Here is a 14,776-nt window from a genome sequence, read left to right on the forward strand (position 1 = left end):
CGATGATGAACCTAGCTTGGGTCGTGCCGCTGTTCCCGCTTGGTTCGTTCATTCTGTTGTTGCTGTTCGGACGGAGATGGAAGCAGCGAAGCGCCTATGTCGGCATCGCCGCGACGTTGTTGTCGCTGCTTTGGGCGCTCGTGGTGCTTGTGGACCGCCTCGGTGGGTCGACGTATGAGGCAAACTGGACATGGATGACGATCGGCGGCGTGACGTTGACGGTCGGGATTTCCGTCACGGCTCTAAACGCTTGGATGCTTGCGCTTGTCGCACTCGTCAGCTGGCTCGTCCATGTGTATTCGCAAGGGTACATGGCTGGCGATGAACGGTTTTCCACCTTTTACGCGTATTTGGGCCTGTTTACGTTTGCGATGCTCGGTCTTGTGCTGTCGCCGAATTTGCTGCAGGCGTACATCTTTTGGGAGCTCGTCGGGCTTGGATCGTTTTTGCTGATCGGTTTTTACTTCTATAAGGAAGAAGCAAAAGCGGCGGCGAAAAAAGCGTTCATCATGACGCGCATCGGCGACGTTGGTTTTTTGATCGGCATGATGCTGCTCTTTTGGCAAACGCACAGCTTTGATTACGATGACATTTTCCGCGCCGTCGGCGACGGGACGCTGTCGCCGGGGATGACGACGCTCGCTGTGATCTTGATTTTCATCGGCGCCATCGGCAAATCGGGGCAATTTCCGCTCCATACATGGCTTCCAGACGCGATGGAAGGCCCGACGCCGGTGTCGGCGCTCATCCACGCTGCGACGATGGTGGCGGCCGGTGTGTACCTTGTGGCGGCATTGTTTCCGCTGTATGAGGCAAGCCATACAGCCATGATGACGGTGGCGACGATCGGCGGGGTGACGGCCATTTTCGCCGCGACGATCGGCTTGGTGCAGACGGACATCAAGCGCGTCCTCGCGTATTCGACGATCAGCCAGCTCGGTTATATGATGTTGGCGCTTGGCGCCGGCAGCTATGTCGCGGCCATCTTCCATTTGACGACGCATGCGTTCTTTAAAGCGCTCCTCTTTTTGGCCGCCGGGAGCGTCATTCACGCCGTCCGTACGCAAAACATCGAGGAAATGGGCGGACTTTGGCGGCGGCTGCCATGGACCGCGCCGCTATTCCTCATTGGGGCGCTGTCGATCAGCGGGGTTCCGCTATTCGCCGGCTTTTTCAGCAAGGACGAAATTTTGGCCGCCGCCTGGACGAACGGGCCGCGCCTCCTCTTTTGGCTCGCGGTCGCTGCCGCGCTGTTGACGTCGTTTTATATGTTCCGGCTCTTTTTCCTCGTCTTTTCCGGCAAAGCGCGGCATCATGAGGATGCCCATGAAGCGTCGGCCTCGATGGTGGCGCCAATGTTTGTGCTCGGCGTGCTGTCGATTGCATCCGGATACATGCAAACGCCGTGGTTTGGCTCGTTCCTTGGCGAATGGTTGACGGATGGAGCGTATCGTCATGAAGCGGCGCCGGGATGGATCGCTGTTTTGGCGACGATCGTGTCGTTTGCAGGGATTTTTCTCGCTTGGCTGATGTACGGGGCGCAGAAAATGCCGCGCGATTGGCTGTCCGCGCGTGTTCCGTATGTTGATGAGCTGCTGCGCCGTCATTACTACATCGATGACATTTACCGTTTGACGGTCGTGTCGCTTGTGTCATGGATCAGCCGCCTGTTGGCGTATGTCGACCGCTTCCTGGTGGAAGGGCTTGCCCGGCTTGCCGCCGGCATTGTCGGCGCGGCCGCCTCGGCTGGGTCGCGCGGGCAAAATGGGCAGGCGCAGACGTATGGGGCGGTGACGGTGGCCGGATTGGCGATTTTGGTCGTCATTTTCGCCTTAACAGGGGGGTACTGGCTATGATGTTTTTATCGCTGCTCGTCTTTTCGCCGCTGTTAGGCATCGTGTTGCTGATGTTTGTGCGCAAAACGGATGAACGAATGATTCAATGGCTCGGAACGGCTGCCACCGTACCGCCGCTCATTTTGGCGTTGTTTGCTTTCGTTCAGTCCGGGCGCGGGTTTCGCCTCGAGCGGCTCGACGAAGCACGGGACTGGGTGCGGCTTACGGACCTGCCATTTTTGACGGACGCGGCGTATGTGATCCGCTATGAGCTTGGCATCGATGGACTGTCGCTTGTCTTTATCGTTCTGACCGCGGTGTTGGCGACGTTGGCCGCTTTGGCGTCGATGCTTGTCAAAACGGAGAAAAAAGGGTATTTTCTCTGGCTGCTGGCGCTTGAGATTGGCATGCTCGGCGTATTTTCCGCCGCCAATTTCGTTTGGTTTTTCCTCTTCTTGGAAGTAACGTTGGTCGCCATGTTTTTGCTTGTCGGCAAGTGGGGCGGGTTGGAGCGCGAGCGGGCGGCGTACAGCTACTTGTTGTACAACGGGCTCGGCTCGGCTTTGCTGCTTGTCGTGATCGCGGTGCTGCTTGCCCGAACGGGAACAGCGAACTTTGCCTTGCTTCATGAAATGTTACATAATCCAGCGGCGGAAGGGCAACTGATTGCGCCGCTGACGGCGGAAGGGCGTCGCTGGCTGCTCGGCGGGCTGCTGTTGGCATTTGCCGTCAAGCTGCCAGCTGTTCCGTTCCATCGCTGGCTCATCCGCGTTCACGTTGAAGCGCCGCCGCCGGTCGTGATGCTTCATGCTGGGGTTTTATTGAAAATAGGGGCGTACGGGATGATCCGGTTCGGAATCGGCCTGTTCCCGGATGAGTTCCGCTCGTTTGCCGGCGTTCTCGCTCTATTTGGCGTCATCAACGTGCTGTACGGCGCGCTGTTGGCGCTTCGCCAGCGCGAATTGAAGCGCGTGCTCGCCTACTCGAGTGTGTCGCACATGGGGGTCGTGCTCATCGGACTCGGTGCGTTGAATGAGGCCGGCATTCAAGGAGCGGTCTTGCAATCGATCGCGCACGGACTCATCTCTTCCTTGTCGTTTTTGCTTGTCGGCGTGCTCGCTCATCGAATGGGAACAACGGACATCAACCGGCTTGGTGGACTGACGAAAGCGATGCCGCTCTTTTCCGGGTATTTGCTCACAGCGGCGCTCGCCTTGCTCGGTCTGCCGGGGCTGGCGGGATTTGTCGGTGAATTCACGTCGTTTCTCGGGCTGTTTCAAACGAAGCCGGCCCTTGCCGCCGTGGGGGCGCTTGGCTTGATCTTCGCTGCTGTCTACTCGCTGAAAGCCGTCCTTGATATCACATTCGGCCGCCCCCGCGACCGGCGGGAAGCGGTCGTGGGCTCGCGTGAGCCGCAAGCATCTGCGGCAAGCCTCGGTGAACCGCAAGGGGGCGTCGTTGACTTGCAAGGAAAAGAAGCTGTGCCGGCGTTCATCCTCGTCGCGTTGATCGTGGCCGTCGGCGTCTATCCGCAGCTATTGGCCGCGCCGCTTACGGCCGTCGTCAAGACGATGATGAACGGGCTAGGGGGTTGATCACATGAACGATGTATGGCAATCCGATTGGAGCATGATGGCGCCCGAATGGATCGTCCTCGCGGCCGCCATAACGCTGTTGGTGATGGACTTGGCGCTGCCAAGTAGCCGAAGCCGCCGGCCGCTTGCTTGGGGCGCCGCGGCGGCGGCAGCGCTCGCCATGATCGCGACAGCGGCGATGATCCCGGCCGAGTCGGCATCGATTTTGCATGATACGTTCCGGCTTGATGCGTTCGCCAAAGCGTTCAAGCTCGTTGTGCTGGCTGGCGGAGCGCTCGCTCTGCTTTTAGTGGCCGAATGGGCGCCGAAAGAAGGCAGTCCGCACCGCGGCGAGTTTGCCTATATGATGTTGTTTGCGCTGCTTGGGGCGATGATGATGGCGTCTAGCGGCGATTTGCTTACATTATTTGTAAGCCTTGAGCTGCTTTCGGTGTCGTCCTACATTTTGGCCGGCTTGCGCAAAACGGCGCCGGCATCGAACGAGGCGGCGCTCAAATATGTCATTAACGGCGGCATCGCCACCGCCATCATGCTGTTTGGCATGAGTTATGTGTTCGGCTTGACCGGAACGACGAATCTCGGCGGCATCGCGCGCCGCTTGCAGGAGACGAACGAGCCGTACATGCTTGCTTTGGCGTTTCTGCTTTTGCTGATCGGCGTTTCGTTTAAGCTGGCGACCGTTCCGTTTCATATGTGGGCGCCGGACGTGTACGAAGGAGCGCCCGTTCCCGCGACCGCGTTTTTTGCCGTCGTGTCGAAAACAGCCGGCTTTGTCCTTCTTCTCCGTTTGCTGGTGACGATCTTTGCCGCTGCGCCGGCAGAAGGGAGGGATCCGTCATCGCTCCTTTTGTCGATGCAGCCGGTCATCACCGTGTTAGCCGGGCTGACGATGATCATCGGCAGCGTCGTGGCGCTTCGGCAGCGGAGTTTAAAGCGGCTGCTCGCCTACTCGAGCATCGCCCACGCCGGCTATTTGCTCGCCGGGTTTGCCGCGATGTCATGGGCGATGATCGATTCGCTCTGGATGTATTTGCTCGTCTATACGTTGATGAACATCGGGACGTTTGCCATTATTGCCCATATTGTCAATGAAACCGGATCCGATGATTTGGATGGACTCACTGGCTTATATCGGCACCGCCCACTGCTGGCTGCGGCGCTCGGGCTGTTTTTGCTCTCGCTCGCCGGCATCCCAGGAACAGCTGGCTTTATCGCCAAGCTGCATATTTTCATCGGCCTTGTCGTCACAGAGCCGGGCCATTATGTGCTCGCCGCCGTGATGGCGATCACGACCGTCATCTCATACGTGTATTATTTCAATTTGATCGTCCAGCTCTTTTTCCGCCCGACGTTCACCGCGCCGCTTGGCCGGCTGCCGGCCGGGCTGTCGACCGCTGTCATCTTTTGCGCGCTTGGAACGTTGGCGATCGGCTGGGCGCCGGGACTTGCTTACGATATGCTCGCTCGGTTTGGGCATTTTGGCGATTTTTTGCCGTAACGGTAGAATAAAGGGAGAGGGAGAATGCCTCTCCTCTTTTTTTGCGCCGCCAGATTCGTTTGGAAAGGAGGGGATGCGCTGCGAGGAAAGCTCCATCGAGACATGTTTGCTTTCCGCCTAGCATGAACGTTTCAAGGCCTGCGCATTTTCATCGAAAGAGGGGAATGCTCATCCCGCTGGCTTTGTTTCGGGACGAGGAGCACCTTGGATGTGCGGGCGGCTCTGTTTCGGGGGAGAAGAGCTTATCATGCGCCGCTTAATCTGTTTTCGAAACGCATGAAGTGCTTTGGCTGCTCGCCGCGTTCCGAAAAAGAGGAAATGCTTCGTATGCGTCGTTTCACATATGCTTGAGAAAGAGGTGAAACTTGATGATGCCGGTCATCGGCCAACAAGCGTTGATTTCGATTATCGTTCATTTGGCGTTTCTAGCGGTGACGTGGTGGACGCTGCAGGCGGTGCGGCTCGAGGTGCTGCTTCGGCCGAACCGCGTCGTCCAAGGGCGGCTGCTGTACATTTTATTGACGATTGCCATCGGCTCGACGGTGGCGAACTTTTTCCTTGACTATTGGGCTTGGTCAACCGATTTGCCGTATTTGTTCCGCGAATAGGGAGGCCCGGGGCGCTATGGTGCTTCGGCTCCCCCTCCAACTGCCCGCTTGCCTCGCCCTCTGTCGGGTCGATCCGTTCTTGCCGCCGCCTCTTTGCTCTCCGTCCCGTCCCCTTCTTCCATGGATTCTCGGCTGTTTGCCCTCCGCTTTGATGTTTCTTTATGAAAGCGATTTCAAAAATCGCCGGTTGTCGATTTTTTTGACGTATGTTCCCTTGCCCGGTGGCAACAATAACAAGTAAGGAGAGGAAGGGAACGAAGATGAGAAAAAATCCAATCTGTTGGTTGATGGCTCTGGCCGCCGGGGTCTTGTTGTTGGCCGCAGGGCAATATCGGACGGAAGGCGCGCGGGGGAACGAATGGTCCGAACCGTTGGAAATGATGGCGCACACATTGGCGCAGCACGGTGCCTCGCTCGGCCGCTGGGTCGTGTACACAAGAGAGTATACCCACGATATTCAAAATGATGCGGACTTTTTCAAAAAAATGGCGGAGCTCAAACAAACATACCGCTCCTTTCGCTGGACGTTCCACCAAACTAGCCATTGGCAAAAAGCGATCGGCACGAATGAACATTCCTTGTTTCGTGAACAAATTCAGCTCGTGATGACCGTCACAAATGGAACGCCGCAAACGTATATCCTCTATGAAGCGGCCGGTCCAACGTGGAGCCAAGCTGGTTGGAAAGACATAAAAAGGCACATGGAAAAAACGACGAACGGACTATTTGTGAACCATCCTACATTTTTTGCTTGTATAGAAGGCGAGTTCAGTGGTAATATGAAAAGTGGTTTGTTCGACCAAGCCTCTCAATTGCTTCGCGATTTTCAAGCGACGCCTGTCGAGTGGCTGCGGGAAGAGTCACTCGTTTCCCTGTCTGCATATACTGGGCAGTGGAAGAACGTTCTCCCAACCGCCCATCATCAGCCGATCAACCTGCAACTCGCCTTGAGGGAAAGATTGGGCGGCAAGACGCGCGTCGTTGTTGGAACCCCAATCATTACCATTGAATACTAATATAGAGAAATTGGACGCGGAGGGGAATACCTTGGAAAAGATCATCGTCCGTGGCGGAAACCGGTTGAGCGGCACGGTCAAAGTGGAAGGCGCCAAAAATGCCGTTTTGCCTGTCATCGCTGCCACTTTATTGGCTACGAAAGGAACAAGTACGATTCATGATGTGCCTGCTCTTTCCGATGTATATACAATCAGTGAAGTGCTCCGCTATTTAGGCGCCGATGTGCACATTGCCGGCGAGACGGTCACCGTCGATGCCACCGGTCCGTTGACGGTGGAAGCGCCGTTTGAATATGTGCGAAAAATGCGCGCGTCGGTGTTGGTCATGGGGCCGCTGTTGGCGCGCAACGGCCGAGCCCGCGTAGCGTTGCCGGGCGGCTGTGCCATTGGCTCGCGCCCGATCGATCAACATTTAAAAGGATTTGAAGCGATGGGCGCGTCTGTGAAAGTCGGCAATGGCTTTATTGATGCGGAAGTGAACGGACGGCTCCGCGGCGCCAAAATTTATTTGGACTTTCCAAGCGTCGGGGCGACGGAAAACATTATGATGGCCGCCGTGCTCGCGGAAGGCACGACTGTGATCGAAAACTGCGCCAAAGAGCCGGAAATCGTCGATTTGGCGAACTTTTTGAACGCGATGGGCGCCAAAGTGCGCGGCGCCGGCACCGGAACGATTCGAATCGAGGGAGTTGACGAGCTCGTCGGCACCACGCATACGGTCATTCCGGACCGCATCGAAGCCGGCACGTTTATGGTGGCGGCGGCGATCACCGGCGGCAATGTCCTCGTGCAAGGAGCCGTTCCGGAACATTTAGGCTCACTGATCGCCAAACTCGAAGAAATGGGCGTGACCGTCATGGAAGAGGAAAACGGCTTGCGTGTCATCGGTCCGGAAAAGCTGAAAGCCGTCGACATTAAAACGATGCCATATCCGGGCTTTCCGACCGACATGCAGTCGCAAATGATGGCTCTCTTGTTGAAAGCCGAAGGCACGAGCATGATCACCGAGACGGTGTTTGAAAATCGCTTTATGCATGTGGAGGAATTCCGGCGCATGAACGCCGATATTAAAATTGAAGGCCGCTCCGTCATGATCAATGGCCCGTGCCAGCTGCAAGGCGCCGAAGTGGCGGCCACCGATTTGCGCGCAGCGGCGGCGTTGATTTTGGCTGGACTCGCGGCGGACGGCTACACGCGCGTGACCGAGCTTCGTCATCTCGACCGCGGATATGTCCGCTTCCACGAAAAGTTGGCTGCGCTTGGGGCCGACATTGAACGCGTCCGCGAAGAAACGGAACAATTCGACCAAATTCAAACGATCCAATGGAACGGATAAAGAGCGAAAAACGACCGTTCCTTGCCTTTTGGCGGGGAATGGTCGTTTTTTCTTGGAACACGGCGACCGTCGAAGGACGGTAAAAAACAACTGTTCGTTCCTAACGGTCTGTTTTGAAGCTCAGAGAAAGACCGTCTGTATGAAGTTTCTCCATAAGCTTGATCGCATCGCGCGCGGCAAGTCGCGACGGTGGGGAAGCATGTGCTTTCGAAAACCCCCTTGTTCCATCGCTCCCTATTCAGTCGCCGACTTTTTTCAACGGCTTCATGTTGAGAAGGCTGGTGATGTAAAGGGAAATGCTGTTCTTCAACAATGTTTCTCAAATAGAAAAAATCTTGCAGCTCCATAGCGTCATTCCTTGCGATTTCTCACAAACAGAGCGAATCCGTTGGTTTTCATCAGCCTTTTAGGCGGAGTGCGAAACGCGCTCATGGAGGTTTTGGCTGGAAAGAAAACTGTCATATATACTTGTCCGAGCCCATAACTATAGTAACGAACCGAAGCCAACGCAGGCATTCATTCGCGATGTCCGCTTGTGCTTGGAAAATGCATATTGGGGGCTCGGCTATGGTGAAACGACTGAAACCGGTGATGGCGCTCGCTCTCTCGCTGTTTGTCGCCATCCTCGTCATTCCGACGGCGCTCGTTCTTCCATTTTATGACGGGAAGGTGGCCAAATTGGCCGAACAACTGCACAAGCAAGAACAAGTCCAACGGCCGCAAACAGCCGAAGGGCCGTCCATCGACGTGGCGGTCTACCGAAGCAAAGAACAACGCGTCGAACATATTCCCCTCGAGCAATACGTCATCGGCGTCGTGGCGGCGGAAATGCCGGCCGAATTTGAACTCGAGGCATTAAAGGCGCAAGCGTTGACGGCAAGAACGTACATCGTGAAGCAATTGCTCGCCAACCAGCCGTTTCGCCTGCCAAAAGGAGCGAATGTGACCGACACGGTGGCTCATCAAGTCTATTACAGCGATGACGAACTGCGAAAACTATGGGGCAGCGACTACGATTGGAAAATGAAAAAAGTGACAAAAGCGGTGATGGACACGCAAGGACAAATTTTGACATACCACAACGAGCCGATCGAGGCGCTGTTTTTTTCGACAAGCAACGGCTATACGGAAAATTCGGAAGCCTATTGGCAAAGCGATTTTCCGTATTTAAAAAGCGTCGCCAGCCCATGGGACAAACAATCCCCGAAGTTTTACCAGCGAAAAACGATGCCAGTGGCGGAATTCGAGCGAAGACTGGGGGTCGAACTGCCCGCTGACGGCTCCGTCGGCGTCATTGTATCGCGCACTCCCGGCCGCCGCGTCGGCGAAGTGAAGATTGGCGGCAAGACGTTTACGGGCCGCGATGTGCGCGAACGGCTCGGGTTGCCGTCGAGTGATTTCACCTGGGTGCGTAGCGGGAATGACATCATCATTACGACGAAAGGCTACGGCCATGGCGTCGGCATGAGCCAATACGGAGCCAACTTTATGGCCAAAGAAGGGAAAACGTACGCTGACATCGTCAAATATTATTATCGCGGCGTCCATATTTCATCAGCGACGGCGTTTTTAAACAAATTGACCGCGAAAAATGGATGAACCGGGGTTCTGCGCCCCGGTTTTTCTGTCAAATGTTCGGGGCAAACAGCAGGGAGACGCCCTTCATTTTTTTTGTATAAAATCTAGCCGAATGTCAAAAAATAAGTGAAAAAATTGGTTTTGATGTGTATATCTTTTCCTCTTTCTGTTCAAAATGGTTGCTGAGGTGATGAACATGAGAGAGGAACAAAAACAATCGTCGCTGAAGCGTCTGTTCCGCAAACGTTGGGTATTTCCGGCGATCTATTTATCGTCTGCCGCATTAATCGTCGCTGGCGCGCTTTGGTTTCAATTGGGCAAAGAAGAGAATACGGGCAAAGACAACGTGGCGAAAAACGGCACCGCCCAGCAAGAAAATCCGGCTGTTCCGGTCAATGAAACGGTTGAAACGATTGCGATGCCGGTGCTGGATCCAAATGCGGTGCAAGTGAAAACGCCGTTTTACGATGACAAAGCATCGGAAGCAGAACAGGAAGCAGCCCTCGTCTTTTATGATCATACGTACCACCCGAACCAAGGCATCGATCTTGTGCGCCAAGACGGCAAAACGTTTGATGTCACCGCTTCCTTGAGCGGCACGGTGACGAAAGCGGAAAAAGACCCGATTTTGGGCTATGTTGTCGAAATCAATCATGAACAAGGGGTCACGACCGTCTATCAATCGCTCGCTGATGTGAAAGTCGAAGCCGGCGACACGGTGAAGCAAGGTGAAGTGATCGGCAAGGCAGGGCAAAGCGAATTCAACAAAGAAGCCGGCATCCACGTCCATTTTGAAATTCGCAAAAACGGCCGGGCGGTCAACCCGATCGACTATGTCGACAAACCGTTGACGGCTTTGACCGACAAAGCGGAAGACAAAACGGGAAGCGATCGCGCCGCCACGAGCAAAGAAAAAGAATTGATCCCAAGTGACGAAACAGCGCCGACAGACGAAAACCCAGCGAATGAACAACCATCGGCTGACGACCATTCGACGACGCCAAGCGACAACCATCAAGACGAAAACAACGACGCTTCATCCTACAAAACGCCAGACGCCTCGATCGGCATGGCAAGAGCGTAATCGACAAGGCGTCGAGCAAGAGGAAACGAAAAACGCGACGAAAAGGCCTGTCCGTTTGCCAAGACAAGCGGGCGGGTCTTTTTTTGTTTTGATGCTTCGAAAGCCAGACGGGGAAGCATGGCGGCCAGAAACACGCCTCGTGATCGAGCGTTGTCCTTTTCTATCAAATGGATTCGCTATCAATGGGTCAAGCAAGCGCGACACCACGCCTCTGCGGTCATAGACAACAGATGCCGCTTCGCCATACATCATCAATCTTCGCAAAGGGTACAACGGACTTTCAATCATCATAGGTACGATAAAAACAAAAGACACACCTACCATGAAGAAAGAGCGGTTCAACCGTTTCAATCCCTCATAGGTACGATAAAAACAATGCTTCTGGGTTGCGATGTTTAAAGTAATCATAGTTTCAATCCCTCATAGGTACGATAAAAACTCGCGAGAATTAAACATAATCCCTGCTTCATCTATGTTTCAATCCCTCATAGGTACGATAAAAACTAACCGCCCGGCTTTGCGGCACGAATCGCCAGCTCGAGTTTCAATCCCTCATAGGTACGATAAAAACGAAAGAATATCGCATCAAACAGTTAGAATCGTTTCAAGGTTTCAATCCCTCATAGGTACGATAAAAACGGCTTATCGTCGAGATTGATTGTAAAGCCGTTCCCCAGTTTCAATCCCTCATAGGTACGATAAAAACCACTCGACCGAGCTGATACTGTCGTGTTCCTCGAGTTTCAATCCCTCATAGGTACGATAAAAACGAAGTGTGAAGTGCCAGAAGAATACGAAGATTTGGGTTTCAATCCCTCATAGGTACGATAAAAACTGTCTTCCCAAGCTTTTGGAATCGCACCATATTGCCAGTTTCAATCCCTCATAGGTACGATAAAAACAAACGCCTTTGGATTCAAGCATAGCCGGTCCGAAGTTTCAATCCCTCATAGGTACGATAAAAACGCGGCGGCTGGGACGCGACATGTGGACCTTATATAGTTTCAATCCCTCATAGGTACGATAAAAACGTTTGTATGAAAAAGACAACGGGAAACGTCAAGGAATTGTTTCAATCCCTCATAGGTACGATAAAAACGTCAGGGTTCCGAACCGACCGGGAAAGAAAGATAGGTGTTTCAATCCCTCATAGGTACGATAAAAACACATTAGCCGTGCCCCCATTCACAGTCAGCCCATTGGTTTCAATCCCTCATAGGTACGATAAAAACGTCATTATCACACAAGGTTTGCGCACGATCGAAGAGGTTTCAATCCCTCATAGGTACGATAAAAACGTGTTGCCGCATTCGACTTGAAACGAACTTCTTTCCCATGTTTCAATCCCTCATAGGTACGATAAAAACGGTAGTGAACAACACCAACACCAACATTAAAGCCAGTTTCAATCCCTCATAGGTACGATAAAAACATTGCAGCAAAACAAGATAAAAACCGAACGACAGTCCGTTTCAATCCCTCATAGGTACGATAAAAACGAATCGTCGCTTGTGCCATTCGGTTGGTTGCAGCGAGTTTCAATCCCTCATAGGTACGATAAAAACGCGCACCCGCCTTTTCAAACGCATCCAGCACATCGGTTTCAATCCCTCATAGGTACGATAAAAACGAGGATCGATAAAAGGAAACGCGAACATTTGCAGGGTTTCAATCCCTCATAGGTACGATAAAAACCCCCCCAAAAATGCTTGTTGTATCAAACATTTCGATCTAGCGCTGCTTTCAGAATAACAGATTTCAAAAATTCTGTCAATAAGGTTCGTCATCGATGGCTGTAGGTTTAGGGAGCCCGAAACCACTGTCGTCGATCCCCAGGGGTTTTTGCGCGATTGGGGGTCGACGACAATGGGAATATAAGGTTGAGGAGAATGGTTTGCTTCTTCACTCGTTTGTTTTTTCAACCAGCAGTCCGGTCAGTTCGTTGATAGCGTCGATATTCCAGTCCTTCACCAGCATTCTCTTCGCCACGTCGAGCGTCCTTCCCTCGATTCTTTTTTGACGACCTTTTTCCTCCCCTGTTTTACTTCTTTCCGCCTTGCTTGCTATAATCCCTGTTCCATTCCTTTGGTGCTAGGCAAACTTGAGACGACATCTAAATCGTCTGCTTGGCGGGTCATCTGCATAATGAAGGCGGGGCCAGCTATACCAAAGGAGAGTGGCTTCATGCAAGAACACTTTCCGGTTCCAAGTTCAGACTCCAAAAACAATAGGATGCCAATTGAACATTAGCGTTCAGTACTATAGGCGGCTTGAATATTCTTTCACTACTTTAGAGGACAGAATGGCCATTATCTCCTGTTTTCTGTGACATACTCCCACTACCTACGCTTTGCTTAGAGGTGAGAGTTTCTCGGGCAATCCCATTTCATGACGGGAAATTGACCGAGCGATTCCCGTGTGCCCCACGGTTCGAGAACAAGTTGGACTTTAGGCTGCACGAACCGACATTCATTTCCCACTTTCACTTCGTTGAGAAGTGGGAGACTTCTTTCGGAAAGATGTTAAAATGAAATAAATGAAACATGAAAACGGACACAGTTTGTGCGAAATGATTTACTCCACACGTAACGAAAGAAAGGGGATCGTGGCCATGGACTACCTATACCACCCATACCCATCGCAGCGGATGACGGTGTTTGCGAAAAACGGCGTCGTCGCAACGTCGCAGCCGCTCGCGGCGCAAGCGGGGCTTGATGTGTTGAAAAAAGGCGGCAATGCCATTGATGCGGCGATCGCCGCGGCCGCCTGTTTAACGGTCGTTGAGCCGACATCGAACGGCATCGGCGGCGATGCGTTCGCTCTCGTCTGGACGAATGGGAAACTGTACGGCCTGAATGCGAGCGGCTATGCGCCGAAATCGATCTCGATTGGAGCGCTCAAAGAGCGCGGCTATACGGAGATGCCGAAATACGGCTTCGCTCCGGTGACGGTGCCGGGTGCGCCGGCGGCGTGGGCGGCGCTGTCCAAGCGCTTTGGCCGCCTGCCGCTTGCCGAAACGCTCGCTCCGGCGATCGCCTATGCAGAGAACGGCTACCCAGTATCGCCGGTGCTGGGCAAATACTGGGCGAACGCTTATCGGGTGTACAAAGAATCGCTGAACGGGCCGGAGTTCGCCGCCTGGTTTGCGATGTTTGCGCCGGGCGGCCGCGCGCCGAAGATCGGGGAAGTGTGGGCGTCTCCGGATCATGCCGCGACGCTGCGCTCCATTGCCGAAACGGAAGCGGAAAGCTTTTACCGCGGCGAGCTGGCGGAAAAAATCGCGGCCTTCTCGAAGCAATACGGCGGCTTTTTGGCGGCGGACGACCTCGCCGAGTACGAACCGGAATGGGTCGAGCCGATCTCGGTCTCCTACCGAGGCTATGAGGTGTGGGAAATTCCGCCGAACGGTCAAGGGCTTGTGGCGTTGATGGCGCTCAACATCATGAACGGGTTTGATGTGCCAAGCGTCCCGGATGTCGAGACGCGCCACCGGCAAATCGAGGCGATGAAGCTGGCCTTTGCCGATGGAAAAGCGTACATCGCCGACCGCCGCTATATGAGCTGCAGCCCAGACGAGCTGTTGTCGGAGTCGTTTGCCGCGATGCGCCGGGCGCAAATCGGCGAGGAGGCGCTCACACCGGAGCCGGGGACGCCGCCAAAAGGCGGAACGGTCTATTTGGCCGCCGCCGACGGCGAAGGGAATATGGTGTCCTATATTCAAAGCAACTACATGGGCTTTGGCTCAGGCCTCGTCGTCCCAGGCACCGGCATCGCCTTGCACAACCGCGGCCATAACTTTGTCTTCGATGAACGCCATCCGAACGGGCTGGCGCCGCGGAAAAAGCCGTATCATACGATCATCCCTGGCTTTTTGACCAAAGGCGGCACGCCGGTCGGTCCGTTCGGCGTCATGGGCGGATTCATGCAGCCGCAAGGGCACCTGCAAGTGATCATGAACACGGTCGATTTTGAATTAAACCCGCAAGCGGCGCTCGATGCGCCACGTTGGCAGTGGGTGGAAGGAAAAACGGTGTGGGTGGAGCCGCACTTCCCGCGCCATATTGCCGAAGCGCTCGCCCGCAAAGGGCATGACATTCGCTTTGCCTTAGACGGAGGTCCGTTCGGCCGCGGACAAATCATTTGGCGCGATCCTGACACCGGCGTGCTTGCCGCCGGGACGGAGCCGCGTACGGACGGTGCAGTCGCTGCTTGGTGAGACTCACGAT

Annotated in this window: 9 protein-coding genes and 1 CRISPR repeat array; all 9 genes read left to right on the plus strand. The window is 54.3% G+C overall.

What is annotated here, in order from left to right:
- The first annotated feature begins 2 nt into the window (after window positions 1-2).
- The 9 genes from nuoL to B9L19_RS00970 all read left to right on the plus strand — a co-directional run bounded on the left by nuoL (window position 3) and on the right by B9L19_RS00970 (window position 14,766).
- Window positions 3-1,856, plus strand: coding sequence for an NADH-quinone oxidoreductase subunit L (gene nuoL / locus B9L19_RS00930; protein WP_047752503.1), 1,854 nt, complete (start codon window positions 3-5; stop codon window positions 1,854-1,856).
- Window positions 1,853-3,430 carry an NADH-quinone oxidoreductase subunit M gene (locus tag B9L19_RS00935; RefSeq protein WP_047752504.1) on the plus strand — a complete coding sequence of 526 codons (1,578 nt, stop codon included), beginning with the start codon at window positions 1,853-1,855 and terminating at the stop codon, window positions 3,428-3,430. The genes nuoL and B9L19_RS00935 overlap by 4 nt, the downstream gene beginning before the upstream one ends.
- Window positions 3,431-3,434: 4 nt before the next feature.
- Window positions 3,435-4,928, plus strand: coding sequence for an NADH-quinone oxidoreductase subunit NuoN (nuoN, locus tag B9L19_RS00940; protein WP_047752505.1), 1,494 nt, complete (start codon window positions 3,435-3,437; stop codon window positions 4,926-4,928).
- A gap of 368 nt (window positions 4,929-5,296) precedes the next feature.
- Entirely contained in the window at window positions 5,297-5,536 is a 240-nt protein-coding gene (locus B9L19_RS00945; RefSeq protein ID WP_011232810.1) for a DUF1146 family protein, read from the plus strand.
- A gap of 260 nt (window positions 5,537-5,796) precedes the next feature.
- On the plus strand, window positions 5,797-6,552 hold the full coding sequence (locus B9L19_RS00950; RefSeq protein WP_025949599.1) for a YwmB family TATA-box binding protein: 756 nt from the start codon (window positions 5,797-5,799) through the stop codon (window positions 6,550-6,552).
- 31 nt (window positions 6,553-6,583) lie between these two features.
- Window positions 6,584-7,888 (plus strand): UDP-N-acetylglucosamine 1-carboxyvinyltransferase, encoded by a 1,305-nt coding sequence (gene murA, locus B9L19_RS00955; protein ID WP_025949598.1) that lies wholly within the window; start codon window positions 6,584-6,586, stop codon window positions 7,886-7,888.
- A 567-nt stretch (window positions 7,889-8,455) separates the two neighbouring features.
- On the plus strand, window positions 8,456-9,487 hold the full coding sequence (spoIID, locus tag B9L19_RS00960) for a stage II sporulation protein D (RefSeq protein WP_025949597.1): 1,032 nt from the start codon (window positions 8,456-8,458) through the stop codon (window positions 9,485-9,487).
- A gap of 175 nt (window positions 9,488-9,662) precedes the next feature.
- On the plus strand, window positions 9,663-10,550 hold the full coding sequence (gene spoIIQ / locus B9L19_RS00965; protein WP_025949596.1) for a stage II sporulation protein SpoIIQ: 888 nt from the start codon (window positions 9,663-9,665) through the stop codon (window positions 10,548-10,550).
- A 344-nt stretch (window positions 10,551-10,894) separates the two neighbouring features.
- A CRISPR array of direct repeats spans window positions 10,895-12,245; the repeat unit is 30 nt; unit sequence GTTTCAATCCCTCATAGGTACGATAAAAAC.
- Between the two features lie 916 nt (window positions 12,246-13,161).
- The gene (locus B9L19_RS00970; protein WP_047752506.1) at window positions 13,162-14,766 is read left to right on the plus strand and encodes a gamma-glutamyltransferase family protein; all 1,605 of its coding nucleotides are present in this window, start codon (window positions 13,162-13,164) and stop codon (window positions 14,764-14,766) included.
- Window positions 14,767-14,776 lie beyond the last annotated feature (10 nt).

The sequence above is a fragment of the Geobacillus thermocatenulatus genome (assembly GCF_002217655.1).
In the GTDB taxonomy this organism is placed as follows: domain Bacteria; phylum Bacillota; class Bacilli; order Bacillales; family Anoxybacillaceae; genus Geobacillus; species Geobacillus thermocatenulatus.

Coding starts and splice junctions, on each gene's coding strand:
- nuoL (WP_047752503.1), top strand. CDS start 3: ATGATGAACCTAGCTTGGGTCGTGCCGCTGTTCCCGCTTGGTTCGTTC.
- B9L19_RS00935 (WP_047752504.1), top strand. CDS start 1,853: ATGATGTTTTTATCGCTGCTCGTCTTTTCGCCGCTGTTAGGCATCGTG.
- nuoN (WP_047752505.1), top strand. CDS start 3,435: ATGAACGATGTATGGCAATCCGATTGGAGCATGATGGCGCCCGAATGG.
- B9L19_RS00945 (WP_011232810.1), top strand. CDS start 5,297: ATGATGCCGGTCATCGGCCAACAAGCGTTGATTTCGATTATCGTTCAT.
- B9L19_RS00950 (WP_025949599.1), top strand. CDS start 5,797: ATGAGAAAAAATCCAATCTGTTGGTTGATGGCTCTGGCCGCCGGGGTC.
- spoIID (WP_025949597.1), top strand. CDS start 8,456: ATGGTGAAACGACTGAAACCGGTGATGGCGCTCGCTCTCTCGCTGTTT.
- spoIIQ (WP_025949596.1), top strand. CDS start 9,663: ATGAGAGAGGAACAAAAACAATCGTCGCTGAAGCGTCTGTTCCGCAAA.
- B9L19_RS00970 (WP_047752506.1), top strand. CDS start 13,162: ATGGACTACCTATACCACCCATACCCATCGCAGCGGATGACGGTGTTT.